Origin of the sequence: Streptomyces sp. NPDC006193, from assembly GCF_040613915.1 — a bacterium.
Lineage (GTDB): Bacteria > Actinomycetota > Actinomycetes > Streptomycetales > Streptomycetaceae > Streptomyces.
In genome coordinates, this window is the sequence record NZ_JBEXTB010000009.1 from 88058 (window position 1) to 112122 (window position 24065).

Consider the following 24065-nt stretch of genomic DNA (forward strand, 5'->3'; position numbering starts at 1 on the left):
CGGCCGGTTGCGCGGTCCGGCGCGGCCGCGTGACGGGCGGGCAGCGGCGGGCGGTCGCGTGTACCCCCGGCCCGTCCAGGGGCCGGTGGGAGCGGCTCGGGGGCCCTGTGCGTGCGGCTGCTCTCCGTGCGCGCGGCAGGGTGTTCCCGGTCGTGGGGCCGGCGGGCAGCGGCGGGACTGCGCTGCGGGCGCGGGCGTCTTCCGGGGACGGGCTGTCGTGCGCGGCCGGTGGCCGCGGCGTACGAGGGCACCCGGGCCCGCCGGCCGCACCCGTGCCTCGGCCGCGGCCCCGCCGCACCCGCCGGTGCCCTCAGCCCACCCCCGCGAGCCGCAGCAGCGCCGTCGTCGCAGCGGCGGCCAGGACCACGACCGCGAACGGGGCACGCCGCCAGGCCAGGACCGCGCCCACCAGGACGCCCGTGGGGCGGGCCCAGCCCGCGAAGCCGCCGGACTCCGTCAGGGCGCCCGTGGCCAGCAGGGCGACCAGCAGGACCACCGCCCCGGCGGAGGCCAGTTCCTGGACCCGGGCCGGGACGGTGACCCGGCCGTGCAGAAGCGGGCCGACCAGCCGGAAGGCGTACGTCCCGGCCGCGAGGGCGAGGATCACGGCGGCCGTGGCGTTCACGCGGCGGCCCCCGGACGGCGGTGGAGCAGCAGCCCGGCGAGGGCGAGCAGCACCGGCACCCCGGCCGGGACGGCGGGCGTGACCGCGAGGGCCAGGGCGGCGCCGAGCAGGGCGCACCGCCGTACCGCCGCGTCCGCGCGCAGGGCGGGCAGGACGAGGGCGGCCAGGACGGCCGGGAACGCGGCGTCCAGCCCGTAGCGCGCGGTGTCGCCGAGGGCTCCGCCCGCGAGCGCCCCGGCGAGGACGCCGGTGTTCCAGGCGGCGAACAGTCCGATGCCGGAGATCCAGAACGCCCGCCGCTGCCGGGCCCGGCCGGACTGGGCGAGGGCGAAGGCGACGGTCTCGTCGGTGACGAGGTGGGCGCCGAGGAAACGGGACGCGCGCCCGGCGCCGAGTATCTCGGCCACGGCCAGGCTGAAGGCCGCCGTCCGCGTGTTGAGCAGCAGCCCGGTGGCCACGGCGGCGGCCGGACCGCCCCCGGCGAGCAGCACGCCGACCGCGCTGAACTGGGCCGATCCGGCGTACACCAGCAGCGACATCAGCACCGGCGCCCACACCGGAAGCCCGCCGGCGACGGACACGGCGCCGAAGGAGACGCCGACGATTCCGCTGGCCAGCCAGACGAGCGAGCTGTCGCGGACCAGCGGGTCGACGGCACGGGCGCACCCGGGCGGTGTTCGGTGTGGCGAACGCATGTTCTCTACGATGGACACTGCGCAAGCCGTACGTCAAGGCGAACGATCGTACCGATGGAGCGAACGACATGTCCGAGGTTCCCGCCCGGCTCCCCCTGGAGTGGATCGCCGCGTCCCTGAAGCGCGAGCGCGGCCGCGCCGGTCTGTCCCTGTCCGAACTGGCCAAGCGCGCCGGCATCGCGAAGTCCACGCTGTCCCAGCTCGAGGCGGCGAGCGGGAACCCGAGCATGGAGACCCTCTGGGCGCTCGCGGTCGCCCTCGGCGTGCCCTTCAGCGCGCTGGTGGAGTCGCCCGCGCCGGCGGTCCGGGTCGTCCGCGCCGGGGAGGGGCCCGCCGTCCGCTCCGAGCAGTCCAGCTATCTGGCCTCGCTGCTCTCCGCCTGCCCGCCCGGCGCGCGCAGGGACCTGTACGCCGTGTCGCTGGAGCCCGGCAGCGTGCGGGACTCCGCCCCGCACATCCCGGGGACCGTCGAGCACCTCGTGGTCGGCGCGGGGAGGGTGGTGGCGGGTCCGCGGGGGGAGACCGTGGAGCTGGGGCCGGGGGACTACATGTCCTACCGCGGCGACGTGCCCCACTCCTACGAGGCGCTCGCCGCCGGCACGCGCTTCGTCCTGGTCATGCAGCACGTCTGACGGCCGGGGCGCGGGCGGCGGGCCGAAAAAGGCAGGAGCCCCGTCGCCGGCCGGCGCGGGGCTCCTTGGTACTGCACTCAGGTTCTGCGATCAGGCAGTGATCAGACGGGGGTGACGTTCTCCGCCTGCGGGCCCTTCGGGCCCTGCGTGACGTCGAAGGAGACCTGCTGGTTCTCCTCGAGAGAACGGAAACCCTGCGCGTTGATCGCGGAGTAGTGGACGAAGACGTCGGGGCCGCCGCCCTCCTGGGCGATGAAGCCAAAGCCCTTTTCGGCGTTGAACCACTTGACGGTTCCGGTAGCCATAAGCCCTCCTTGGGCTCAAAAGGGTTGCCCTGCTCCAGAACCTGCACGTGCGAAACGGTGCTGCACAACTGCATTCGTCTGAATACGACGAGAGCCCGCGGTCACATGCTCCGCAGGCTCTGTACTGCAAGGGAAACCAAACTGCAACTTGCGGCGAGCCTAGCATGCGGGCGACCGGACGCAACAGAGGTCAAGATCACGTCACCCGGATGTTTGAACAGCCGTAGGCCGTTCGGCCCAGGGGCCGGTCCCGGCGTGCCGCCGCGCGGGGTCTAGCCTCGCGATGTGGACACAGCTCGCTCCCGGCCGCGCGTCGGCCACATCCAGTTCCTGAACTGCCTGCCCCTGTACTGGGGGCTCGCCAGAACCGGCACGCTCCTCGACTTCGAGCTGACCAAGGACACCCCGGAGAAGCTCAGCGAGCGGCTCGTGCAGGGCGACCTCGACATCGGGCCGGTCACGCTGGTCGAGTTCCTCCGGCACGCCGACCGGCTGGTCGCCTTCCCCGACATCGCCGTCGGCTGCGACGGCCCGGTGATGTCCTGCGTGATCGTCTCCCAGGTCCCGCTGGACCGGCTGGACGGCGCCCGCGTCGCCCTCGGCTCCACCTCCCGCACCTCGGTCCGGCTCGCCCAGCTGCTGCTCGCCGAGCGGTACGGCGTCCGGCCCGACTACTACACCTGCCCGCCCGACCTCGGCCTGATGATGCGGGAGGCCGAGGCCGCCGTCCTCATCGGCGACGCCGCCCTGCGGGCCAACCTCCACGACGGCCCCCGCTTCGGCCTGCAGGTGCACGACCTCGGCGCGCTGTGGAAGGAGTGGACCGGCCTGCCGTTCGTCTTCGCGGTGTGGGCGGCCCGCCGGGACTACCTGGAACGCGAGCCGTCCATCACCCGCCAGGTCCACGAGGCCTTCCTCGCCTCCCGCGACCTGTCCCTGGAGGAGGTCGGCAAGGTCGCCGAGCAGGCCGCCCGCTGGGAGGCCTTCGACGAGGAGACCCTCGCCCGGTACTTCACCACCCTCGACTTCAGCTTCGGCGCGCCCCAGCTGGAGGCCGTCGCCGAGTTCGCCCGCCGCGTCGGCCCGACGACGGGCTTCCCGGCGGACGTCGAGGTGGAGCTGCTCCAGCCGTGACCGGCCCGCGCCGCCCGCGGCGCGTCGCCCGCTCCCGCGGGGTGCGGGCCGTCCGCGGCGGGTAGGGACCCGGGGAACGCGAAGGGGGTGGTCGGGGTGGGCGGTGTCACCACGGCGGTGCCGGTGCTCGTCGCCGGGGTGTGGGGCGCGCTGGCGGGCCTCCTGCTGCCCCGTGCCGCCTACCGCTTCGCCGTCCCGCCCGGCGAACCCTTCCGGAGCCGGTGCCCGGACGGGCACCCGATCCGCGGATGGCTCGGCAGGACGGGCTGCGGGCGGTGCGCGGGGGCGTGCCCCGGCGCGGGCGTCCGCTCCGCCGCGCCGCTCGCCGCCGTGACCTGCCTGGTCTGCGCCGTCCTCGCCGCCGCCACCGGCGCCCGGCCCGAACTCGCCGTCTGGCTGCTGCTCGCGCCCGTCGGCGTGCTGCTGGCCGCGGTGGACCTCCGGGTGCAGCGGCTGCCCGACCCGCTGACCCTGCCGCTCGCCGCCGCCGCGCTCGCCCTGCTCGGCCTCGCCGCCCTCCTCCCCGAGCACGCGGGCCACTGGCGCACCGCCCTCTACGGCGCCTGCGCCCTCGGCGCCGGCTTCTACGCGCTGTACCGCGTCAACCCCGGCGGCATGGGCTTCGGCGACGTGAAGCTGGCCGTGGGGGCGGGCGCCGTGCTCGGCTGGTACGGCTGGCCCACCGTGCTGCTCGGCGCCTTCGCCGGGTTCCTGCTCGGCGCGCTGTACGGCGGCGCTCTCGTCCTGGCCCGCCGGGCCGGACGCCGCACGGCCGTGCCGTTCGGCCCGTTCCTCCTGGCCGGCGCCCTCGCCGGGCTGCTGGCCGGGGCATACGCGGCCTGAGCGCCGGGGCGTACGCGGCCTGAGCGCCGGGGCCGGAAACGGCTGGCGTAGGCTGGTCCGGTCTGTCCACACCCTTGACGAAAGGGACGCCCGGTGACCGAGAAGGCCGACCTCCAGTCCGTGCTCGACCGAGCCGCGGCGGGCGGACGCATCACGCCCGAGGAGGCGCTCGCCCTCTACCGAGACGCGCCCCTGCACGCCCTGGGCGCCGCCGCCGACGCGGTACGCCGCCGCATGTACGCCGGCACCGAGCACATCGCCACGTACATCATCGAGCGGAACATCAACTACACGAACGTGTGCGTCACGGCGTGCAGGTTCTGCGCCTTCTACGCGGCCCCCAAGGACACGGAGAAGGGCTGGACCCGCGACCTCGACGACATCCTGCGCCGCTGCGCGGAGACCGTCGAGCTGGGCGGCACCCAGATCATGTTCCAGGGCGGCCACCACCCCGACTACGGCGTCGAGTACTACGAGATGCACTTCCGGGCCATCAAGGAGGCCTTCCCGCAGCTGGTGATCCACTCGCTGGGCGCGTCCGAGGTCGAGCACATGGCCCGGATCAGCGGCGTCTCGGTGGAGGAGGCCATCACCCGCATCCACGAGGCCGGCCTGGACTCGTTCGCGGGCGCCGGCGCCGAGCTGCTGCCGGAACGGCCGCGCAAGGCCATCGCCCCGCTGAAGGAGAGCGGCGAGCGCTGGCTGGAGATCATGGAGACGGCGCACCGGCTGGGCGTGGAGTCGACCTCCACCATGCTCATGGGCACCGGCGAGACCAACGCCGAGCGCATCGAGCACCTGCGGATGATCCGGGACGTCCAGGACCGCACCGGCGGCTTCCGCGCCTTCATCCCCTACACCTACCAGCCGGAGAACAACCACCTGAAGGGCCGCACCCAGGCGACGATCTTCGAGTACCTGCGGATGATCGCGATCGCCCGACTCTTCCTCGACAACGTGCGGCACATCCAGGGCTCCTGGCTCACCACCGGCAAGGAGGTCGGCCAGCTCTCCCTGCACTACGGCGCGGACGACCTCGGCTCGATCATGCTGGAGGAGAACGTGGTCTCCTCGGCCGGCGCCCGGCACCGCTCCAACCGCCTGGAGATCATCGACCTGATCCGGAAGGCCGGGCGGGTGCCGGCCCAGCGGTCGACGACGTACGAGCACCTCGTGGTCCACGACGACCCGGCGAACGACCCCGCCGACGACCGCGTGGTCTCCCACATCTCCTCCACGGCCATCGAGGGCGGCACCGCGCACCCCGAGCTGCAGCTGCTGCCGGCCGACTGAGCCCGCCGTGCTGACGCTCCACGCCGACTCCCGGGGGCACGCCCTCGCCGTCGAGGGCGAGTGGATCGCGGGCGCGGGGCCGCTGGAGGAACTGGCCGCCGCGCACCCGCACGCCCGCGTGCGCACCTGGCCCGGCATCCTCACGTCCGGGTTCGTCAACCTCCACGGCACCGAACTGCTGGAGGAGTCCTACCACCCCGACCCGCGGGAGGCCGGCCTGCTCGGCACCGAGCCGCTGACCGGGGACGCGCTGACGGCACTCGGCCCCGACGACGCCCGCTGGGGCGCGAGCGCCCGGCGCGGGGTGCAGCGCATGCTGGCCCACGGGACGGTCGCGGCGGCCTGCGAGCCGCTGCGCAACCGCGCGGTCCGGGACGCCGTGCGGCGCACCGGACTCGGCGTCGTCGGCCGGCCGGGCCGACCCGGCGGCGTGCCCTCCCTCGACCCCCTCGCCTGCGGTCTGCCGCCCGAGTGCCCGCCGCCGCGCGAGGCCGGCTCCGCCGCCCGCTTCGCGGTGTTCGACGTGCGCGACGAGGCGGAGCTGGCCGAGCGCGGCACGGGGACGTGCGTGGCGACGGTCCTGGCGGGACGGCTGGTCTTCCGGCGCCGCTGAGGGCGCCGGCCCGCGCACGGCGCGCGGGAAGCCGGCGCCCCCGCGGGGGGACCGGGCTGCAAGAATGGGCGGGTGACCCGCGCCTCCCTGAACAAGCAGCCGCACGAAGTCGCCTCGATGTTCGACGACGTGGCGGAACGGTACGACCTGACGAACGACGTGCTGTCGCTCGGCCAGGACCGGCGCTGGCGCAAGGAGGTCGCCGAAGCGGTCGACGCGCGCCCCGCCCAGAAGGTCCTGGACCTCGCCGCCGGCACGGCCACCTCCTCGCTGCCCTTGGCGCGGACGGGCGCGTACGTCGTCCCGTGCGACTTCTCCCTCGGGATGCTCCAGGTCGGCAAGCGCCGGCACGGCCGGCTGCCGTTCACCGCGGGCGACGCGACCCGCCTGCCCTTCCGGGACGACACCTTCGACGCCGTCACCATCTCCTTCGGGCTGCGCAACGTTCAGGACACGGACGCGGCCCTGCGCGAGATGCACCGGGTGACCCGGCCCGGCGGACGCGTGGTGATCTGCGAGTTCTCGCACCCGACCTGGGCGCCCTTCCGGACCGTCTACACCGAGTACCTGATGCGGGCGCTGCCGCCGGTCGCGCGCGCGGTGTCCTCGAACCCCGACGCCTACGTCTACCTCGCCGAGTCCATCCGGGCCTGGCCCGACCAGCCCGCCCTCGCCGAGCGGCTGCGGAAGGCCGGCTGGACCAGGGTGGCCTGGCGCAACCTGACCGGCGGTGTGGTCGCGCTGCACCGGGCGTTCAAGGAGGGCTGAGCCGCCCGGGGCGGCCTCAGCGGCCGATCGTCTCGAACGTGCCCCCGGGCTCGCCGAGTTCACGGTGGAGTCCGCCCGTCGGAGGCCGCGGAAGCCGTGGTTCGCGCACGCCTCCGCCGCCCTCGCCCTCACCGAAGTCGAACCACACGTACACCATCGAGTCCCGCGGCACCTCGGCCCCGGGCTGCGGATACTGGCGTACGACGTAGTCGACGACGGTGCGGTGGAAGTCCGGGCGGTCCGGCGCGTCGAGGACCAGGCCCCGGGCCCGGGCCGCCTCCCGCGCGTCCACGGCCATCAGGCCCACCAGACGCGGGACGCGCACTTCGGGTGTATTGGGTGTTATACGCACAGATGTCACCCCCAGCGGTACTGGAAGGGTAACTCCCGGCCCCGCCGCCCGGAAGGCGCCGGTGTCTTTCTGTGACAGATCGTCACTCTGCGTCACTGATCGGTGAGCGACAGCCGGAAACAGAGCACCGGCTCCTCCCGCGCCGGGTGCGTGTAGGTCTCCGCCGGCTCCATGCCGAGCCGCCGGGCCACCGCCACCGACCGCTCGTCGTCCGGCCGCACCAGCGCCACCACACCCGGCACCCCGGCCGCCCGCACCCGCCTGAGCGTCTCCCGCGCCGCAGCGGTGGCGTACCCCCTGCCCCAGTGCGCCCGCCCGAGCCGCCAGCCGATCTGCGTCTCACCGGCCGGCCCCCACGCCCGCTCCCACGGCTGCGCGCCGGTGAACCCGATGACCTGCCCGGAGTCGTCCAGCAGGGTCCACAGGCAGAAGCCGAGCTCCGCGTCGTGCCGCCGCTGCCGCGCGGTCAGCTCCTCGTAGACCGACAGCTCCGCCGGCCGGCCGCCGAGGAAGCGCATGACCTCCGGGTCGCCGAACACCCGGTGCCAGGCGACCGCGTCCTCGTGCGTGGGGACGCGCAGCCGTACCGCGGGGAGAGGTCGGTTCACAGGGCAGCCCTTCAGCCGGGTGATCGGATGCTGCTGCATAGACTGCCCATGTCCAGTGCCGGTCGGCACGCAGATTTCGAAACCTTGGGGAGATCCCGCCGTGACCGAGCCCCTCTCCGACCACACCGCCGATGTGATCGTCGTGGGCGCGGGGCCAGCCGGCTCCACGACCGCTTACCACCTCGCCAAGGCCGGTCTCGACGTCCTGCTCCTGGAGAAGACCGAGTTCCCGCGCGAGAAGGTGTGCGGCGACGGTCTCACCCCGCGCGCGGTCAAGCAGCTCGTCGCCATGGGCATCGACATCTCCGAGGAGGCGGGCTGGCTGCGCAACAAGGGCCTGCGCATCATCGGCGGCGGCGTCCGCCTCCAGCTCGACTGGCCGGATCTCGCCTCCTTCCCGGACTACGGCCTCGTCCGCAAGCGCGACGACTTCGACGAACAGCTCGCCCGCAACGCCCAGAAGGCCGGGGCCCGCCTGCGGGAGCGCTGCAACGTCAGCGGCCCCGTCGTCGACGAGCGCACCGGCCGCATCACCGGCGTGCGGGCCAAGCTCGGCGAGGAGAAGCGCGAGGTCACCTTCCACGCGCCGCTCGTCGTCGCCGCCGACGGCAACTCCACCCGCCTCTCCCTCGCGATGGGCCTGCACCGCCGTGAGGACCGCCCGATGGGCGTCGCCGTGCGCACCTACTTCACCTCGCCGCGCCACGACGACGACTACCTGGAGTCCTGGCTGGAACTGTGGGACCGCCGCGGCCCCCAGGACCGCCTGCTGCCCGGCTACGGCTGGATCTTCGGCATGGGCGACGGCACCTCCAACGTCGGCCTCGGCGTCCTCAACACCTCCGCCTCCTTCAAGGAGCTGGACTGGCGCGAGATCCTGAAGGCCTGGTGCGCCTCCATGCCGGAGGACTGGGGCTACACCCCCGAGAACATGACCGGCCCGATCCGCGGCGCCGCGCTGCCCATGGCCTTCAACCGCCAGCCGCACTACACGCGCGGGCTGCTGCTCGTGGGCGACGCCGGCGGCCTGGTGAACCCCTTCAACGGCGAGGGCATCGCCTACGCCATGGAGTCCGGGCAGATCGCCGCCGACGTCATCGTCCAGGCGCACGCGCGGGCCACGCCCGCGCAGCGCGAGACGGCCCTGCAGCGCTACCCGCGCATCCTCAAGGACACCTACGGCGGCTACTACACGCTCGGCCGCGCCTTCGTGAAGCTCATCGGCAACCCGAAGGTCATGCAGATCGCCGCCCAGCGCGGCCTGACCCACCCGATGCTGATGAAGTTCACCCTCAAGCTCCTGGCGAACCTCACCGACCCCACGGGCGGCGACGCGATGGACCGCATCATCAACGGCCTGAGCAGGGTGGCCCCGAAGGCGTGACCAGGCGCTGAAAGCCTCGGAGTTGGCGGCCCGGCGCGCGTGCACCGCGTCCCGCCGGTCCGCCATCTGCCGCAGCGCGTCCTTCCTGTCGCGGTACGGCCATCACGGCACCGGGCACCGACAGGCACGCCTCGCCCTCGTCCAGCAGCCGCCGCCCCGCCGTGGGCGTGTCGAGCACCGGATCGACGGTGTGCCCGACATGCCGGACTCCGTCGTCGTCGGGGCAGTCGTACACGAACAGCCGTAGATTTACCCCGGCCTGACGCGCCGCCGGCCCCGCGCCCTCGGCGACGGACCGCCGGACGGCGGCCCGAGCAGAGCATGTCAGGGACGGCGCAAGGGCCGCTGCCCCCAAGGGGGCCGCGGCCCTTGCGCGTGCACGTGGTGCGTCGGTGCGCTCAGAGCACGCGCACGGCGCCGGTGGGCGGGTCGTACGACAGCGGGCGCTCCACGACGCCGGTGGAGGGGTTCTGCGCGCCGACGAACATGCCGTCGCCCACGTACACGCCGACGTGGTACGCGCTGCCCGCGCTGCCCCAGTACAGGATGTCGCCGGGCTGCAGGTTGCTCAGCGAGACCTGGGTGCCGGCGGTCGACTGGTCCTGCGAGACGCGCGGCAGGCTGATGCCGACCTGCTTGAAGGCCGTCTGCACCAGACCGGAGCAGTCGTAGGCGGAGGGGCCGGTGGCGCCCGAGACGTACGCCTTGCCGACCTGCGCCTTGACGAAGCTGATGACGGCCGCGGCCGAACCGGTGGCCGTGGAGCTGCTGGGGGAGGTGGTGCTCGCGGTGGTGGCGGTGCTCGCGGTGGTGGAGAGCGTGGTGCGCTGTGCGGTGCGCGAAGCGCGTGCGGCGGCCTGCTTGCGGGCTTCCTGCTCGGCCTTCTTCTTGGCCTCGGCCGCCTTCTTCTTGGCCTCGGCGAGGTCCGCCTCGGCCTGCTTCGCGGCCTTCGCTGCGGCAGCGTCACGCTCGGCCTGCAGCTGGTAGTTCGCGGCGGCCTGCTGGGTGGCGTCCGCGGACTGGGCCGCCTGGGCGGCCAGATCGGCCGTCAGGGTGGGCAGTTCGAGGGTCTGCGTCACCGGCTCGGCAGCGTTCGCCGAGCCCGACGCCCCGGCGACTGCCAGGGTGCTGAGGACACCACCGGCAACTCCGGCCCGCACGGCGAGGGCAGAGGTGCTGCGGCGGGGCTTCCGGTGGCTGCGTATGTGAGCGGTGTGGGACATGGGAACAACCGGTACCAGGGGCTCCTTCATATCTTCAAGCAACGTGTGGTGCGCCACAGTTGTTCAATTCGGGTCTCAAATTCGGGTGACGAGGCTCTTTATTGACGCCGTAACGGACATTGCGGACGCCGGTGATCAAGCCGTTGATCACGTCCTTTGATCATTACGTCCGAATTGCGCCGCGCTTACCACTGGTGGGGGCCGCCGGCCAAGTCGGGTCCCCGGGAAGCCGCCCCGCATGTGGCAGAGGTCACGGAACGGTCACCGGAACCGCGGCGTCCCGCGCCCGCGGAGTTCGTGAACGCGTGCACGCGCCCGGGTGTCCGTCCACACCCCGCCGCGTCCCTCCCTCTGATGTGTGAACGGCCCTTTAGCAGGCCGCGGCGGCCGACGCGAATTTGCATGCGGCAGAACTCTCTTGATATGGAGACGCCCCCTCCGGCCTGCGACGACGAGCTGGATTGTCACCTGTGGTGATCAATTGAACGCTTCCCGTATGAAGATCACTCATCATCCGACTTCATGATCCTTCGTCAGGTGGTGGAGATCACAAAGCTTGTGGAATACCCCGTGTCGCAGATCACAGAGCGGCGGGCATAAGATGCGAGGCAGTTGGGCTTGTGACCTGCTTCACATGTTCTCGATCTCCGCCGGGACCAGCGGTGCCCAAGGGACCGGTGAGGCGGGAGCGAGCCCTCTGCAACCGCCAGCAGTCAGTGCCGACTGAGAGGAGCGAGGAGCGGTGAACGCGTATGCGCCCATCCTCGTACTGGGAGCCCTCGGGGCAGGCTTTGCGATCTTCTCCGTGGTCATGGCCACGCTGATCGGTCCGAAGCGGTACAACCGCGCCAAGCTCGACGCCTACGAGTGCGGCATCGAGCCGACCCCCACGCCGGCCGGAGGCGGCCGCTTCCCCATCAAGTACTACCTGACGGCGATGCTCTTCATCGTCTTCGACATCGAGATCGTCTTCCTCTACCCCTGGGCCGTCACCTTCGACGCCCTGGGGATCTTCGGGCTCGTGGAGATGCTGCTCTTCGTGCTCACCGTCTTCGTCGCGTACGCGTACGTATGGCGGCGCGGCGGCCTGGAATGGGACTGAGGGGCTCTTAACGACATGGGACTCGAAGAAAAGCTGCCGAGCGGCTTCCTGCTGACCACCGTCGAGCAGGCCGCGGGCTGGGTGCGCAAGGCGTCCGTCTTCCCGGCCACCTTCGGGCTGGCCTGCTGCGCGATCGAGATGATGACCACCGGCGCCGGCCGCTACGACCTCGCCCGCTTCGGCATGGAGGTCTTCCGCGGCTCACCCCGCCAGGCGGACCTCATGATCGTCGCCGGCCGGGTCAGCCAGAAGATGGCGCCCGTCCTGAGGCAGGTCTACGACCAGATGCCCAACCCCAAGTGGGTGATCTCCATGGGCGTCTGCGCCTCCTCGGGCGGCATGTTCAACAACTACGCGATCGTCCAGGGCGTCGACCACATCGTCCCGGTCGACATCTACCTGCCCGGCTGCCCGCCCCGCCCCGAGATGCTGATGGACGCGATCCTCAAGCTCCACCAGAAGATCCAGTCCGCCAAGCTCGGCGTGAACGCCGAGGAAGCGGCCCGCGAGGCGGAGGAGGCGGCGCTCAAGGCCCTGCCCACGATCGAGATGAAGGGGCTGCTGCGGTGAGCGACGCGAACGGCGCCGAAGGCGTGAACCGGTCCGCGGACGGGGTGAACCCCGAGAAGGACCTCTCCGCCTCCAACCTCCCCGGCCGGCGCGGCGAGGGCGGCGAGGAGATCCGCGTCCAGCGCGGCATGTTCGGCGCGAACAACGGCGGGGACACCTCCGGCTACGGCGGCCTGGTCCGCTCGGTCCGACTCCCGGGACCGGCGAGCCGCCCCTACGGCGGCTGGTTCGACGAGGTCGCCGACGAGCTGGAGGGCGCCCTGGAGGAACAGGGACTCCTGCCCGAGAACGCCATCGAGAAGACGGTCGTCGACCGCGGCGAGCTGACCTTCCACATCGAACGCGAGCACCTGGTCCGCGTCGCCCGCACCCTGCGCGACGACCCGGCCCTGCGCTTCGAGCTGTGCACCGGCGTCAGCGGCGTCCACTACCCGAACGACAAGGGCCGCGAGCTGCACGCCGTCTACCACCTGCGCTCGATCACCCACAACCGGCTGATCCGCCTCGAGGTGAGCTGCCCCGACGGCGACCCGCACATCCCGTCGCTGTTCTCGGTCTACCCGACGAACGACTGGCACGAGCGCGAGACCTACGACTTCTTCGGGATCGTCTTCGACGGTCACCCGGCCCTGACCCGGATCATGATGCCGGACGACTGGCAGGGCCACCCGCAGCGCAAGGACTACCCCCTCGGCGGCATCCCCGTCGAGTACAAGGGCGCCCAGATCCCGGCTCCGGACCAGCGGAGGTCGTACTCGTGAGCACGCAGTCAGCATCCGCCGCGTCGGCCGCGTCCGCACGCGAGACCACCGAGGGCACCGTCTACACGGTCACCGGCGGCGACTGGGACGAGGTCGTCCAGTCCGCGTCCCGCGCCGACGACGAGCGCATCGTCGTCAACATGGGTCCCCAGCACCCGTCCACCCACGGGGTGCTCCGCCTGATCCTGGAGATCGAGGGCGAGACCGTCACCGAGGCCCGCTGCGGCATCGGCTACCTGCACACCGGCATCGAGAAGAACCTCGAGTACCGCACGTGGACGCAGGGCACCACCTTCGTCACGCGCATGGACTACCTCACGCCGTTCTTCAACGAGGCCGCCTACTGCCTGGCCGTCGAGAAGCTCCTCGGCATCGAGGACCAGGTGCCCGACCGGGCCACGATCATCCGGGTGCTCCTGATGGAGCTGAACCGGCTCTCCTCCCACCTGGTGTGCATCGCCACCGGAGGCATGGAGCTCGGCGCCACCACGATCATGATCTACGGATTCCGTGATCGCGAGATGATCCTGGACCTCTACGAGCTCATCACGGGCCTGCGCATGAACCACGCGTACATCCGGCCCGGCGGACTCGCCCAGGACCTGCCGCCCGGCGCGGTGGACCAGATCCGCGAGTTCGTGAAGAAGATGGACAAGAACCTCCCGGAGTACGACAAGCTCGCCACCGGGAACCCCATCTTCAAGGCCCGCATGCAGGACGTCGGGTACCTCGACCTGGCCGGCTGCATGGCCCTCGGCGCCACCGGCCCGATCCTGCGCTCCACCGGCCTGCCGCACGACCTGCGCAAGGCGCAGCCCTACTGCGGCTACGAGACGTACGACTTCGACGTGCCGACCGCCGACACCTGCGACGCCTACGGCCGCTTCCTGATCCGCCTGGAGGAGATGCGCCAGTCGCTCAGGATCATCGAGCAGTGCCTGGACCGGCTCCAGCCCGGCCCGGTCATGGTCGCCGACAAGAAGATCGCCTGGCCCGCCCAGCTCGCCCTGGGACCGGACGGGCTCGGCAACTCCCTCGACCACATCAAGAAGATCATGGGCTCCTCCATGGAGGCCCTCATCCACCACTTCAAGCTGGTCACCGAGGGCTTCCGGGTCCCGCCCGGCCAGGCCTACGCGGCGGTCGAGTCGCCCAAGGGCGAGCTCGGGGCGCACGTGGTCTCCGACGGCGGCACCCGCCCCTACCGGGTCCACTTCCGCGACCCGTCCTTCACCAACCTGCAGGCCATGGCGGCGATGTGCGAAGGCGGCCAGGTCGCCGACGTGATCGTCGCCGTCGCGTCCATCGACCCCGTGATGGGAGGCGTCGACCGGTGACCACCTCTTCTTCGGAGCGGGGCGTCAGCCTGGGCATGCCCGAACTGCCCGCGCCCGCGTACCCGGACGAGGTCCGGGCCCGGCTGGAGGCGGACGCGCGCGAGGTGATCGCGCGCTACCCGGACTCCCGCTCCGCCCTGCTGCCCCTGCTCCACCTCGTGCAGTCGGAGGAGGGCCACGTCACACGCACCGGCATGCAGTTCTGCGCGGACGTGCTGGGCCTGACCACGGCCGAGGTCACCGCGGTCGCCACCTTCTACACCATGTACCGGCGCAAGCCCTCCGGTGACTACCAGGTCGGCGTGTGCACCAACACGCTGTGCGCGGTCATGGGCGGCGACGCGATCTTCGAGACCCTCCAGGAGCACCTCGGCGTCGGCAACGGCGAGACCACCGACGACGGCAAGGTCACCCTGGAGCACATCGAGTGCAACGCGGCCTGCGACTACGCGCCGGTCGTGATGGTCAACTGGGAGTTCTTCGACAACCAGACGCCCGGCAGCGCCAAGCGCCTGGTCGACGACCTCCGCGCCGGGCGGCCCGTGCAGCCCACGCGCGGAGCCCGGCTGTGCACCTTCAAGGAGACCGCGCGGATCCTGGCCGGCTTCCCCGACGAGCGGCCGGGGGCCGTCGAGGAGGGCGGCAGCGCGGGACCCGCGTCGCTGGTGGGCCTCCGCCTGGCGAAGGGAGAGGCCGCACCCGCCCGCGTGGTCCATCCGCGCGACGGCGGTCCGCACGACGAACCGCAGGACCGGGCGGTGCACGAGCCGTCGCCCGCCGAGCACCTCAGCTCGCACGACGCGCCGCAGGACACATCGGCCTCCGACCCGGCCCACCCGGCAGGGCCCGCCGCCGAGGAGGGGGAGTGATGAGCGTGGCGACCGAACTGAAGGACACGAGCCCCGAGAAGCTGCTCGCACCCGTGCTGTCGGCCTTCTGGGACGAGGACCGCTCCTGGACCCTGGACGTCTACCGCGCGCACGAGGGGTACGAAGGGCTGCGCAAGGCGCTCTCCATGTCCCCGGACGAGGTGATCGCCTACGTCAAGGACTCCGGGCTGCGAGGCCGCGGCGGCGCGGGATTCCCGACCGGGATGAAGTGGCAGTTCATCCCCCAGGGCGACGGCAAGCCGCACTACCTGGTCGTCAACGCCGACGAGTCGGAACCGGGCACCTGCAAGGACATCCCGCTCCTCTTCGCGAACCCGCACAGCCTCATCGAGGGCATCGTCATCGCGTGCTACGCCATCCGGTCGTCGCACGCCTTCATCTATCTGCGCGGTGAGGTCGTCCCCGTGCTGCGGCGGCTGCACGAGGCGGTGCGCGAGGCCCGCGAGGCCGGCTACCTCGGCGAGAACATCCTGGGCAGCGGACTCGACCTCGAACTCACCGTGCACGCGGGCGCGGGCGCGTACATCTGCGGTGAGGAGACCGCACTGCTCGACTCGCTCGAAGGCCGCCGCGGGCAACCGCGGCTGCGTCCCCCCTTCCCCGCCGTGGAAGGCCTCTACGCCTGCCCCACCGTGGTGAACAACGTCGAGTCGATCGCCTCGGTTCCCGCCATCCTGAAGAACGGCAAGGACTGGTTCAGGTCGATGGGCAGCGAGAAGTCCCCGGGCTTCACGCTCTACTCGCTCAGCGGACACGTCGCGAGCCCCGGCCAGTACGAGGCCCCGCTCGGCATCACACTGCGCCAGCTCCTCGACATGAGCGGCGGGATGCGGCCGGGGCACCGGCTGAAGTTCTGGACGCCGGGCGGCTCCTCCACGCCGATGTTCACCGACGAGCACCTCGACGTCCCCCTCGACTACGAAGGGGTGGGCGCCGCCGGCTCCATGCTCGGCACCAAGGCGCTGCAGTGCTTCGACGAGACGACCTGCGTGGTGCGGGCGGTGACCCGCTGGACCGAGTTCTACGCCCACGAGTCCTGCGGCAAGTGCACGCCCTGCCGCGAAGGGACGTACTGGCTGGTGCAGTTGCTGCGGGACATCGAGGCCGGCAAGGGCGTCATGTCCGACCTCGACAAGCTCGCCGACATCGCCGACAACATCAACGGCAAGTCCTTCTGCGCCCTCGGCGACGGCGCCGCATCCCCGATCTTCTCCTCGCTGAAGCACTTCCGCGAGGAGTACGAGCAGCACATCACGGGCCGGGGCTGCCCCTTCGACCCGGCCAAGTCGACGGCCTGGGCGGATCGCCCGGAGGTGAACGCATGACCGTGACCACCAGTGCTCCGGCCGGCGGGGGGGAGGCGGCTCTCCCGCCGGAGGACCTCGTCACGCTGACGATCGACGGCATCGAGATCAGCGTGCCCAAGGGCACCCTGGTCATCCGGGCCGCCGAGCAGCTGGGCATCGAGATCCCGCGGTTCTGCGACCATCCCCTGCTGGACCCGGCCGGCGCCTGCCGCCAGTGCATCGTGGAGGTCGAGGGCCAGCGCAAGCCGATGGCGTCCTGCACGATCACCTGCACGGACGGCATGGTCGTGAAGACCCACCTCACCTCTCCGGTCGCCGAGAAGGCCCAGCACGGGGTGATGGAGCTGCTGCTCATCAACCACCCGCTGGACTGCCCGGTCTGCGACAAGGGCGGCGAGTGCCCGCTGCAGAACCAGGCGATGTCGCACGGCAGCGCCGAGTCCCGCTTCCACGGCAAGAAGCGCACCTACGAGAAGCCCGTCCCCATCTCCACCCAGATCCTGCTGGACCGCGAGCGCTGCGTGCTGTGCGCCCGCTGCACCCGCTTCTCCCAGCAGATCGCGGGCGACCCGATGATCGAGCTGGTCGAGCGGGGCGCGCTGCAGCAGGTCGGCACCGGCGAGGGCGACCCGTTCGAGTCGTACTTCTCCGGCAACACCATCCAGATCTGCCCGGTCGGCGCCCTCACCTCGGCGGCCTACCGGTTCCGCTCCCGCCCCTTCGACCTCATCTCCTCGCCCTCGGTGTGCGAGCACTGCTCGGGCGGCTGCGCCACCCGCACCGACCACCGGCGCGGCAAGATCATGCGGCGGCTCGCCGCCAACGACCCCGAGGTCAACGAGGAGTGGATCTGCGACAAGGGACGCTTCGCGTTCCGGTACGCGCAGACCAGGGACCGCCTCGACACCCCGCTCGTCCGGGGCGCCGACGGCGTCCTGGAGCCCGCCTCCTGGCCCGAGGCGCTGGAGGCGGCCGCACAGGGCCTGAGCGCCGCCCGCGCCCGGGCCGGCGTGCTGATCGGCGGCCGGCTCACCGTCGAGGACGCCTACGCCTACAGCAAGTTCGCGCGCGTGGCGCTCGGCACCAACGACATCGACTTCCGCGCACGCGTGCACAGCGGCGAGGAGGCCGACTTCCTCGCGGCCCGGGTCGCCGGCCGCGGCCGCGACCTCGACGGCACGGGCGTCACGTACGCCTCCCTGGAGAAGGCGCCCGCCGTCCTGCTCGCCGGCTTCGAGTCCGAGGAGGAGGCCCCCGGCGTCTTCCTGCGGCTGCGCAAGGCCTGGCGCAAGCACAAGCAGCAGGTCTTCGCCCTGGCCACCCACGCCACCCGCGGCCTCGAGAAGGCGGGCGGCACGCTGCTGCCGGCCGCTCCGGGCACCGAGACCGAGTGGCTGGACGCCCTCGCGAGCGGCATCGGCCTGGAGGAGCCCGGCACACGGGCCGCCGAGGCGCTGCGCGCCGAGGGCGCGGTCATCGTCGTCGGCGAACGGCTGGCCGGCGTTCCGGGCGGTCTCACCGCCGCCCTGCGCGCCGCCGCCGCGACCGGCGCCGAACTGGTGTGGATCCCGCGCCGGGCCGGTGAGCGCGGCGCCGTCGAGGCGGGCGCCCTGCCCACGCTGCTGCCGGGCGGCCGCCCCGCGACCGACCCGCGCGCACGGGAGGAGGTCGCCGCCGTCTGGGGCCTCGCCGAACTGCCGTCCCGGCACGGCCGCGACACCCACCAGATCATCGAGGCCGCCGCGGCCGGCGAGCTCTCCGCGCTGCTGGTCGCCGGAGTGGAGGTCGCCGACCTGCCCGACCCGGCACGCGCCCGGGAGGCGCTGGCGAACGCCGGCTTCCTGGTGTCGCTGGAGCTGCGGCCCAGCGAGGTCACCGAGCACGCCGACGTCGTCCTGCCGGTCGCCGCGGTGCCCGAGAAGGCGGGCACCTTCCTCAACTGGGAGGGCCGCGTCCGCTTCTTCGAGGCCGCGCTCAAGCCCGACCAGATGACCCGCAGGCTCGCGCCGGCCGACGCCCGCGTGCTGCAGATGCTCGCCGACGCCATGGACGTCCACCTGGGCCTGCCCGATCTGCGCACCACCCGCGCGGAGATCGACCGGCTCGGCCTGTGGACCGGCCCGCGCGCCGCCGAGCCGGCCGAGTCCGCGGGCGCGCTGCCCCGCCCGGCCGCCGGCGAGGCCGTGCTCGCCGGGCACCGGCTGCTGCTCGACCAGGGCGTCCTGCAGCAGGGCGACGAGGCGCTCGCCGGCACCCGGCACGCCGCGCACGCGCGCGTGTCCGCGGCGACGGCCGCCGAGACGGGCGTCGAGGACGGCGGGCTGCTGGCCGTCACCGGCCCCTCCGGCTCGGTCGCGTTCCCCCTGGAGATCACCGACATGCCCGACCGGGTGGTCTGGCTGCCGCTCAACTCCGCCGGCGCCGGCGTCCCCTCCGACACCGGCGCACGGCCCGGCTCCCTCGTCCGCATCGGCCCGGCGGCGTCCGCCGACGAGGCCCCCAAGGAGGTGGAGGCATGAGCCCGTTCCTGGCCGCTGAAGACCTCTCGATGTTCGGCCGCGACCCCTGGTGGCTGGTCGTCGTCAAGGCGGTGTTCTGCTTCGCCTTCCTGATGGTGACCGTGCTGTTCTCCATCGTCTGGGAGCGCAAGGTCGTCGCCTGGATGCAGCTGCGCATCGGCCCCAACCGGCACGGCCCCTGGGGCATGCTCCAGTCGCTCGCCGACGGCGTGAAGCTGATGCTCAAGGAGGACCTCGTCGTCAAGCGCGCGGACAAGGTGGTCTACGTCCTCGCGCCGATCGTGGCGGCCGTCCCGGCCTTCATGGCGATCGCGGTGATCCCGTTCGGCCCGGCCGGCAACGAGATCTCGGTCTTCGGCCACCGCACCGCCATGCAGCTCACCGACCTGCCGATCGCGATGCTCTACATCCTCGCGGTCGCCTCCGTCGGCATCTACGGCATCGTCCTGGCGGGCTGGAGCTCCGGCTCCACCTACCCGCTGCTGGGCGGCCTGCGCTCCTGCGCGCAGATGATCTCCTACGAGATCGCCATGGGCGCCGCGTTCGCCTCCGTGTTCCTGTACTCGGGGTCGATGTCGACGTCCACCATCGTGGAGCAGCAGCACGACCGCTGGTACATCCTGCTGCTGCCGGTCTCCTTCCTCCTCTACATCGTCACGATGGTCGGCGAGACCAACCGCGCCCCCTTCGACATGCCCGAGTCCGAGGGCGACCTGGTCGGCGGTTTCAACACCGAGTACTCGTCGATCAAGTTCGCGATGTTCATGCTCGCCGAGTACGTGAACATGGTGACGGTCTCGGCCGTGTCCACCACCCTGTTCCTCGGCGGCTGGCGCGCCCCCTGGCCGGTCAGCGGCTTCTGGGAGGGCGCCAACCACGGCTGGTGGCCGCTGCTGTGGTTCGTCGTCAAGGTGCAGCTGCTGCTGTTCTTCTTCATCTGGCTGCGCGGCACGCTGCCCCGCGTCCGCTACGACCAGCTCATGAAGCTCGGCTGGAAGGTCCTCATCCCGGTCTCCGTGACCTGGCTGATGCTGGTCGCGACCGTGCGGGCGCTGCGCAACGAGAACTACGACTTCGCCGACATCGCCCTCTACGTCGGCGGCGGTGTCCTCGCCCTGCTGCTGATCTCCTTCGTCGCCGACATGCTCCGCGCGAAGGCGGGCACGGCCGAGCCGCCCGCCGCCCAGCCCCCGGCCTTCGACCCGACGGCGGGCGGATTCCCCGTGCCGCCGCTGCCCGGACAGCAGCTGCCACCGGTGCCCAGGCGCCGCCCGCGCGCAGAGCGGGAGCTGATCGCCAGCGGCGGACCGGACACGGCCAGTGACGGATCTACGGATGGAAAGGAGGCGTCCGATGGCTGAGGAGCCTCAGGAGGCCGGGCAGACCAAGCCCGGTCCCCAGAACCCCGTGGCCGGCTTCGGCGTGACCTTCAAGGCCATGTTCAAGAAGCGGCTCACGGAGCAGTACCCGGAGCAGAAGAAGACCACGGCTCCGCGGTTCCACGGACGGCACCAGCTCAACCGCCATCCGGACGGCCTGGAGAAGTGCGTCGGCTGCGAGCTGTGCGCCTGGGCCTGCCCCGCCGACGCCATCTACGTGGAGGGCGCCGACAACACCGACGAGGAGCGCTACTCGCCGGGCGAGCGGTACGGCCGCGTCTACCAGATCAACTACGCCCGCTGCATCCTGTGCGGCCTGTGCATCGAGGCGTGCCCCACCCGCGCGCTGACGATGACCAACGAGTTCGAGCTGGCCGACTCCAGCCGCGCCGACCTCATCTACACCAAGGAGCAGCTGCTCGCCGGGCTCGAGGAGGGCATGGTCGACACGCCGCACGCGATCTTCCCGGGGACGGACGAACAGGACTACTACCGGGGCCTGGTGACGCAGGCCGCGCCCGGCACGGTCCGGCAGACCGCCGTCTCCAAGGGCGAGGCGCCGCAGGAGGCCGCGTCCACGTTCGGCGAGGAGGAGCCGGCCTCCGAGAAGGTGATCGGCCGATGAACGCGCAGCACCTCGCCGCCTACGCCACCTCCACGGGCGAGGCGTTCCAGTTCTGGGTCCTCGGCACGGTCGCGGTGATCGGCGCCCTGTGCACCGTCCTCATGAGGAAGGCCGTGCACAGCGCGCTCTGCCTCGCCGGCACCATGATCGTCCTGGCGGTGTTCTACCTCGCCAACGGCGCCTACTTCCTGGGCATCGTGCAGATCGTCGTCTACACCGGCGCGATCATGATGCTGTTCCTGTTCGTGGTGATGCTCGTCGGCGTCACGGCCGCGGACTCGCTGAAGGAGACCATCAGGGGCCAGCGCCGGCTGGCCCTCCTGTGCGGCGCCGGGTTCGGCACCCTCCTGCTGTCCGGCATCGCGAACGCCTCCCTGACCGAGTTCGAGGGCACCGGCCAGGCGAACGCCAACGGCAACGTGGAGGGCCTCGCGGCCCTCATCTTCACCAAGTACGTCTTCGCCTTCGAGATCACCGGCGCCCTGCTGATCACGGCCGCCGTCGGCGCCATGGTGCTCACCCACCGCGAACGCACCGAGCGCGCCAGGACCCAGCGGGAACTGTCCGAACAGCGCATCCGCGAGGGCGCGTACATCCCGCCGCTGCCCGCCCCCGGTGTCTACGCCCGGCACAACGCCGTGGACATCGCGGGCCTGCTGCCCGACGGCACCCCGTCGGATCTGACCGTCAGCAAGACGCTCCGCGAACGCGGCCAGATCCGTGACGTGTCCAGGGAGGCGCTCAACGACCTGCGGGCGCTGGAGCAGCGCGCGGAGGAGCGCCTGGAGCGCCGGGCGATCGAACCGGCGACGTTCAAGCGGCCCGAGGAGGCGTCCAAGTGAACCCGGTCAACTACCTCTACCTCGCCGCCCTGCTGTTCACGATCGGTGCGACCGGCGTGCTGATCCGGCGCAACGCCATCGTGGTCTTCATGTGCGTCGAACTGATGCTGAACGCCTGCAATCTCGCGTTCGTCGCCTTCTCCCGGATGCACGGCAACCTCGACGGCCAGATCATCGCCTTCTTCACGATGGTCGTCGCCGCCGCGGAGGTCGTGGTGGGTCTCGCGATCATCGTGTCGCTGTTCCGCACCCGCCACTCGGCCTCGGTCGACGACGCCAGCCTGATGAAGCTGTAAGGGGTCGGAAGAATCGTGGAGAACCTCATCGCGCCGCTCATCGCGGCGCCCCTGCTCGGAGCGGCCGTCCTCCTGGTCGGCGGCCGGCGGCTGGACCGCGCCGGCCACTGGATCGGCACGCTCCTGTCGGCCGCCTCCTTCGTGCTCGGCCTGATCCTCTTCGCCGGCCTGCTCGGCAGGGAGGCCGAACACCGCACCCTGATCCAGCACCTGTTCAGCTGGGTCCCGGTGGCCGGATTCCAGGCGGACGTCACCTTCCGCCTCGACCAGCTGTCGATGACCTTCGTCCTGCTGATCACCGGCGTCGGCTCGCTGATCCACCTGTACTCCGTCGGCTACATGGAGCACGACGAGCGGCGCCGCCGCTTCTTCGGCTACCTGAACCTGTTCCTCGCGGCGATGCTGCTGCTCGTCCTCGCCGACAACTACCTCCTGCTGTACGTCGGCTGGGAGGGCGTCGGCCTCGCCTCCTACCTGCTGATCGGCTTCTGGCAGCACAAGCCCAGCGCCGCCACGGCCGCGAAGAAGGCCTTCCTGGTCAACCGGGTCGGCGACATGGGCCTGTCGATCGCGATCATGCTGATGTTCACCACCTTCGGCAGCTTCGCCTTCGGCCCCGTCCTCAGCCACACCGGCGACACCTCCGAGGGCAGGCTCACCGCGATCGGCCTGATGCTGCTGCTCGCCGCCTGCGGCAAGTCCGCCCAGGTGCCGCTGCAGTCCTGGCTCGGGGACGCCATGGAGGGCCCGACCCCGGTCTCCGCCCTCATCCACGCGGCGACCATGGTGACCGCGGGCGTCTACCTGATCGTCCGCTCCGGCGCCCTCTTCGACGCCGCGCCCGACGCCCAGCTCGCCGTCACCGTCGTCGGCGCGGTCACGCTGCTGTTCGGTGCGATCGTCGGTTGCGCCAAGGACGACATCAAGAAGGCGCTGGCCGGCTCGACCATGTCGCAGATCGGCTACATGGTGCTGGCGGCGGGCCTCGGCCCCGTCGGCTACGTCTTCGCGATCATGCACCTGGTGACGCACGGCTTCTTCAAGGCCGGGCTGTTCCTCGGCGCCGGTTCCGTCATGCACGGCATGAACGACGAGGTCGACATGCGCCGCTACGGCGGCCTGCGCACGTACATGCCCGTCACCTTCGTCACCTTCGGCCTCGGCTACCTGGCGATCATCGGCTTCCCGGGTCTGTCCGGCTTCTTCTCCAAGGACAAGATCATCGAGGCGGCCTTCGCCAAGGGCGGCGCCGAGGGCTGGATCCTGGGCGGCGCGGCCCTGCTGGGCGCGGCCCTCACCGCCTTCTACATGACGCGCGTGATGCTGATGACGTTCTTCGGGGAGGAGCGCTGGCGGAACCGGCCCACTCGCTCGCCGCAGGCGCCCAGCGCGGAGCCCGCGGCGGAGCACCGCGGCGAACACGCCGTACCGCACCCGCACGAGTCCCCCAAGGTCATGACGATCCCGATGATCGTGCTGGCCGTCGGCTCCGTCTTCGGCGGCGCCTTCTTCAGCGTCGGCGACCGCTTCCTGCACTGGCTGGAGCCGGTCACCGGCCACAAGGAGGGCGACTCCCCGCTCAGCGCGGCCACCGTCACCGGCGCGACCATGGTGTGCCTGCTCATCGGCGTCGCCATCGCCTGGGCGCAGTACGGCCGCAAACCCGTCCCGGCCGTCGCCCCGCGCGGCTCGCTGCTCACCCGGGCGGCCCGCCGCGACCTCCTCCAGGACGACTTCAACCACGTGGTCCTGGTGCGCGGCGGCGCACACCTGACGCGCTCCCTGGTGTACGTCGACCACACCCTGGTCGACGGCGTCGTCAACGGCACGGCGGCCGGCTTCGGCGGCCTGTCCGGACGCCTGCGCCGGCTCCAGAACGGCTTCGCCCGCTCCTACGCGGTCTCGATGTTCGGCGGCGCGGCGCTCCTGGTCGCCGCGACCCTGCTGATGAGGGCGGTCTGA

General features: G+C 71.8%; 25 protein-coding genes and 1 pseudogene. 19 read left to right on the plus strand and 7 right to left on the minus strand.

Features of this window, described 5'->3' with window-relative positions:
• Window positions 1–310: 310 nt before the first annotated feature.
• Both ABZ261_RS12125 and ABZ261_RS12130 read right to left on the minus strand, forming a co-directional pair.
• Window positions 311–625 carry an AzlD domain-containing protein gene (locus ABZ261_RS12125; protein ID WP_356858056.1) on the minus strand — a complete coding sequence of 105 codons (315 nt, stop codon included), beginning with the start codon at window positions 623–625 and terminating at the stop codon, window positions 311–313.
• A complete protein-coding gene (locus ABZ261_RS12130; RefSeq protein WP_356858058.1) occupies window positions 622–1320 on the minus strand; it encodes an AzlC family ABC transporter permease in 699 nt (232 codons plus the stop codon). Before ABZ261_RS12130 ends, ABZ261_RS12125 begins: the two co-directional genes overlap by 4 nt.
• Before the next feature lie 68 nt (window positions 1321–1388).
• On the opposite strand from ABZ261_RS12130, the gene ABZ261_RS12135 reads away from it, so the two are divergent.
• Window positions 1389–1952 (plus strand): XRE family transcriptional regulator, encoded by a 564-nt coding sequence (locus ABZ261_RS12135; protein ID WP_356858060.1) that lies wholly within the window; start codon window positions 1389–1391, stop codon window positions 1950–1952.
• A 101-nt stretch (window positions 1953–2053) separates the two neighbouring features.
• Here the strand turns inward: ABZ261_RS12135 and ABZ261_RS12140 are convergent, their stop codons facing one another.
• A complete protein-coding gene (locus ABZ261_RS12140; protein WP_003974443.1) occupies window positions 2054–2257 on the minus strand; it encodes a cold-shock protein in 204 nt (67 codons plus the stop codon).
• A 285-nt stretch (window positions 2258–2542) separates the two neighbouring features.
• Between ABZ261_RS12140 and ABZ261_RS12145 the strand changes: the two genes are divergently transcribed.
• The 5 genes from ABZ261_RS12145 (at window position 2543) to ABZ261_RS12165 (ending at window position 6908) form a co-directional block, all read left to right on the plus strand.
• Window positions 2543–3391 (plus strand): menaquinone biosynthesis protein, encoded by an 849-nt coding sequence (locus ABZ261_RS12145; RefSeq protein ID WP_356858062.1) that lies wholly within the window; start codon window positions 2543–2545, stop codon window positions 3389–3391.
• Between the two features lie 96 nt (window positions 3392–3487).
• Window positions 3488–4234, plus strand: coding sequence for an A24 family peptidase (locus ABZ261_RS12150; RefSeq protein WP_356858064.1), 747 nt, complete (start codon window positions 3488–3490; stop codon window positions 4232–4234).
• A gap of 93 nt (window positions 4235–4327) precedes the next feature.
• A complete protein-coding gene (gene mqnC, locus ABZ261_RS12155) occupies window positions 4328–5527 on the plus strand; it encodes a cyclic dehypoxanthinyl futalosine synthase (RefSeq protein WP_356858066.1) in 1200 nt (399 codons plus the stop codon).
• Window positions 5528–5534: 7 nt separating this feature from the next.
• Complete coding sequence (locus tag ABZ261_RS12160) at window positions 5535–6140, plus strand: hypothetical protein (protein WP_356858068.1); 606 nt, start codon at window positions 5535–5537, stop codon at window positions 6138–6140.
• 72 nt (window positions 6141–6212) lie between these two features.
• Window positions 6213–6908, plus strand: a complete 696-nt coding sequence (locus tag ABZ261_RS12165) for a demethylmenaquinone methyltransferase (RefSeq protein ID WP_356858070.1) — start codon at window positions 6213–6215, stop codon at window positions 6906–6908.
• A 16-nt stretch (window positions 6909–6924) separates the two neighbouring features.
• Here ABZ261_RS12165 and ABZ261_RS12170 read toward each other — a convergent pair whose 3' ends face one another.
• Entirely contained in the window at window positions 6925–7233 is a 309-nt protein-coding gene (locus ABZ261_RS12170) for a PASTA domain-containing protein (RefSeq protein WP_356858072.1), read from the minus strand.
• A gap of 119 nt (window positions 7234–7352) precedes the next feature.
• Complete coding sequence (locus ABZ261_RS12175) at window positions 7353–7868, minus strand: GNAT family N-acetyltransferase (RefSeq protein ID WP_356858074.1); 516 nt, start codon at window positions 7866–7868, stop codon at window positions 7353–7355.
• 100 nt (window positions 7869–7968) lie between these two features.
• Between ABZ261_RS12175 and ABZ261_RS12180 the strand changes: the two genes are divergently transcribed.
• The gene (locus ABZ261_RS12180) at window positions 7969–9252 is read left to right on the plus strand and encodes a geranylgeranyl reductase family protein (RefSeq protein ID WP_356858076.1); all 1284 of its coding nucleotides are present in this window, start codon (window positions 7969–7971) and stop codon (window positions 9250–9252) included.
• Window positions 9253–9255: 3 nt separating this feature from the next.
• On the opposite strand, the pseudogene ABZ261_RS12185 reads toward ABZ261_RS12180, so the two are convergent.
• Window positions 9256–9544 (minus strand): annotated as a pseudogene (locus ABZ261_RS12185) (peptide deformylase); the annotation flags it as partial.
• 106 nt (window positions 9545–9650) lie between these two features.
• Window positions 9651–10475: a C40 family peptidase gene (locus ABZ261_RS12190; RefSeq protein WP_356858078.1), complete on the minus strand. Its 825-nt coding sequence runs from the start codon at window positions 10473–10475 to the stop codon at window positions 9651–9653.
• 742 nt (window positions 10476–11217) lie between these two features.
• On the opposite strand from ABZ261_RS12190, the gene ABZ261_RS12195 reads away from it, so the two are divergent.
• The 12 genes from ABZ261_RS12195 to nuoL are packed head-to-tail and all read left to right on the plus strand — an operon-like array spanning window position 11218 to window position 24065.
• Window positions 11218–11577 (plus strand): NADH-quinone oxidoreductase subunit A, encoded by a 360-nt coding sequence (locus tag ABZ261_RS12195; RefSeq protein ID WP_053654533.1) that lies wholly within the window; start codon window positions 11218–11220, stop codon window positions 11575–11577.
• Between the two features lie 15 nt (window positions 11578–11592).
• A complete protein-coding gene (locus ABZ261_RS12200) occupies window positions 11593–12147 on the plus strand; it encodes an NADH-quinone oxidoreductase subunit B (protein ID WP_143628055.1) in 555 nt (184 codons plus the stop codon).
• Window positions 12144–12908, plus strand: coding sequence for an NADH-quinone oxidoreductase subunit C (locus ABZ261_RS12205; RefSeq protein WP_356858080.1), 765 nt, complete (start codon window positions 12144–12146; stop codon window positions 12906–12908). Before ABZ261_RS12200 ends, ABZ261_RS12205 begins: the two co-directional genes overlap by 4 nt.
• On the plus strand, window positions 12905–14245 hold the full coding sequence (locus ABZ261_RS12210; RefSeq protein ID WP_356858082.1) for an NADH-quinone oxidoreductase subunit D: 1341 nt from the start codon (window positions 12905–12907) through the stop codon (window positions 14243–14245). Before ABZ261_RS12205 ends, ABZ261_RS12210 begins: the two co-directional genes overlap by 4 nt.
• Window positions 14242–15114 carry an NADH-quinone oxidoreductase subunit NuoE gene (nuoE, locus tag ABZ261_RS12215; protein WP_356858084.1) on the plus strand — a complete coding sequence of 291 codons (873 nt, stop codon included), beginning with the start codon at window positions 14242–14244 and terminating at the stop codon, window positions 15112–15114. Before ABZ261_RS12210 ends, nuoE begins: the two co-directional genes overlap by 4 nt.
• A complete protein-coding gene (gene nuoF / locus ABZ261_RS12220) occupies window positions 15111–16460 on the plus strand; it encodes an NADH-quinone oxidoreductase subunit NuoF (RefSeq protein ID WP_356858086.1) in 1350 nt (449 codons plus the stop codon). The genes nuoE and nuoF overlap by 4 nt, the downstream gene beginning before the upstream one ends.
• Window positions 16457–18961: an NADH-quinone oxidoreductase subunit G gene (locus tag ABZ261_RS12225; protein ID WP_356858088.1), complete on the plus strand. Its 2505-nt coding sequence runs from the start codon at window positions 16457–16459 to the stop codon at window positions 18959–18961. The genes nuoF and ABZ261_RS12225 overlap by 4 nt, the downstream gene beginning before the upstream one ends.
• Window positions 18958–20322, plus strand: coding sequence for an NADH-quinone oxidoreductase subunit NuoH (nuoH, locus tag ABZ261_RS12230; RefSeq protein ID WP_356858090.1), 1365 nt, complete (start codon window positions 18958–18960; stop codon window positions 20320–20322). The genes ABZ261_RS12225 and nuoH overlap by 4 nt, the downstream gene beginning before the upstream one ends.
• Window positions 20315–20965, plus strand: coding sequence for an NADH-quinone oxidoreductase subunit NuoI (nuoI, locus tag ABZ261_RS12235; protein WP_356858092.1), 651 nt, complete (start codon window positions 20315–20317; stop codon window positions 20963–20965). The genes nuoH and nuoI overlap by 8 nt, the downstream gene beginning before the upstream one ends.
• A complete protein-coding gene (locus ABZ261_RS12240; protein WP_356858094.1) occupies window positions 20962–21807 on the plus strand; it encodes an NADH-quinone oxidoreductase subunit J in 846 nt (281 codons plus the stop codon). The genes nuoI and ABZ261_RS12240 overlap by 4 nt, the downstream gene beginning before the upstream one ends.
• Complete coding sequence (nuoK, locus tag ABZ261_RS12245) at window positions 21804–22103, plus strand: NADH-quinone oxidoreductase subunit NuoK (RefSeq protein ID WP_030778338.1); 300 nt, start codon at window positions 21804–21806, stop codon at window positions 22101–22103. The genes ABZ261_RS12240 and nuoK overlap by 4 nt, the downstream gene beginning before the upstream one ends.
• Window positions 22104–22118: 15 nt before the next feature.
• Window positions 22119–24065 (plus strand): NADH-quinone oxidoreductase subunit L, encoded by a 1947-nt coding sequence (nuoL, locus tag ABZ261_RS12250; protein ID WP_356858096.1) that lies wholly within the window; start codon window positions 22119–22121, stop codon window positions 24063–24065.

Bases quoted from the DNA above. Each gene is read 5' to 3' on its own strand.
- ABZ261_RS12130 (WP_356858058.1), bottom strand. From the start codon at position 1,320: ATGCGTTCGCCACACCGAACACCGCCCGGGTGCGCCCGTGCCGTCGAC.
- ABZ261_RS12135 (WP_356858060.1), top strand. From the start codon at position 1,389: ATGTCCGAGGTTCCCGCCCGGCTCCCCCTGGAGTGGATCGCCGCGTCC.
- ABZ261_RS12140 (WP_003974443.1), bottom strand. From the start codon at position 2,257: ATGGCTACCGGAACCGTCAAGTGGTTCAACGCCGAAAAGGGCTTTGGC.
- ABZ261_RS12190 (WP_356858078.1), bottom strand. From the start codon at position 10,475: ATGTCCCACACCGCTCACATACGCAGCCACCGGAAGCCCCGCCGCAGC.
- ABZ261_RS12200 (WP_143628055.1), top strand. From the start codon at position 11,593: ATGGGACTCGAAGAAAAGCTGCCGAGCGGCTTCCTGCTGACCACCGTC.
- ABZ261_RS12225 (WP_356858088.1), top strand. From the start codon at position 16,457: ATGACCGTGACCACCAGTGCTCCGGCCGGCGGGGGGGAGGCGGCTCTC.
- nuoH (WP_356858090.1), top strand. From the start codon at position 18,958: ATGAGCCCGTTCCTGGCCGCTGAAGACCTCTCGATGTTCGGCCGCGAC.
- nuoI (WP_356858092.1), top strand. From the start codon at position 20,315: ATGGCTGAGGAGCCTCAGGAGGCCGGGCAGACCAAGCCCGGTCCCCAG.
- ABZ261_RS12240 (WP_356858094.1), top strand. From the start codon at position 20,962: ATGAACGCGCAGCACCTCGCCGCCTACGCCACCTCCACGGGCGAGGCG.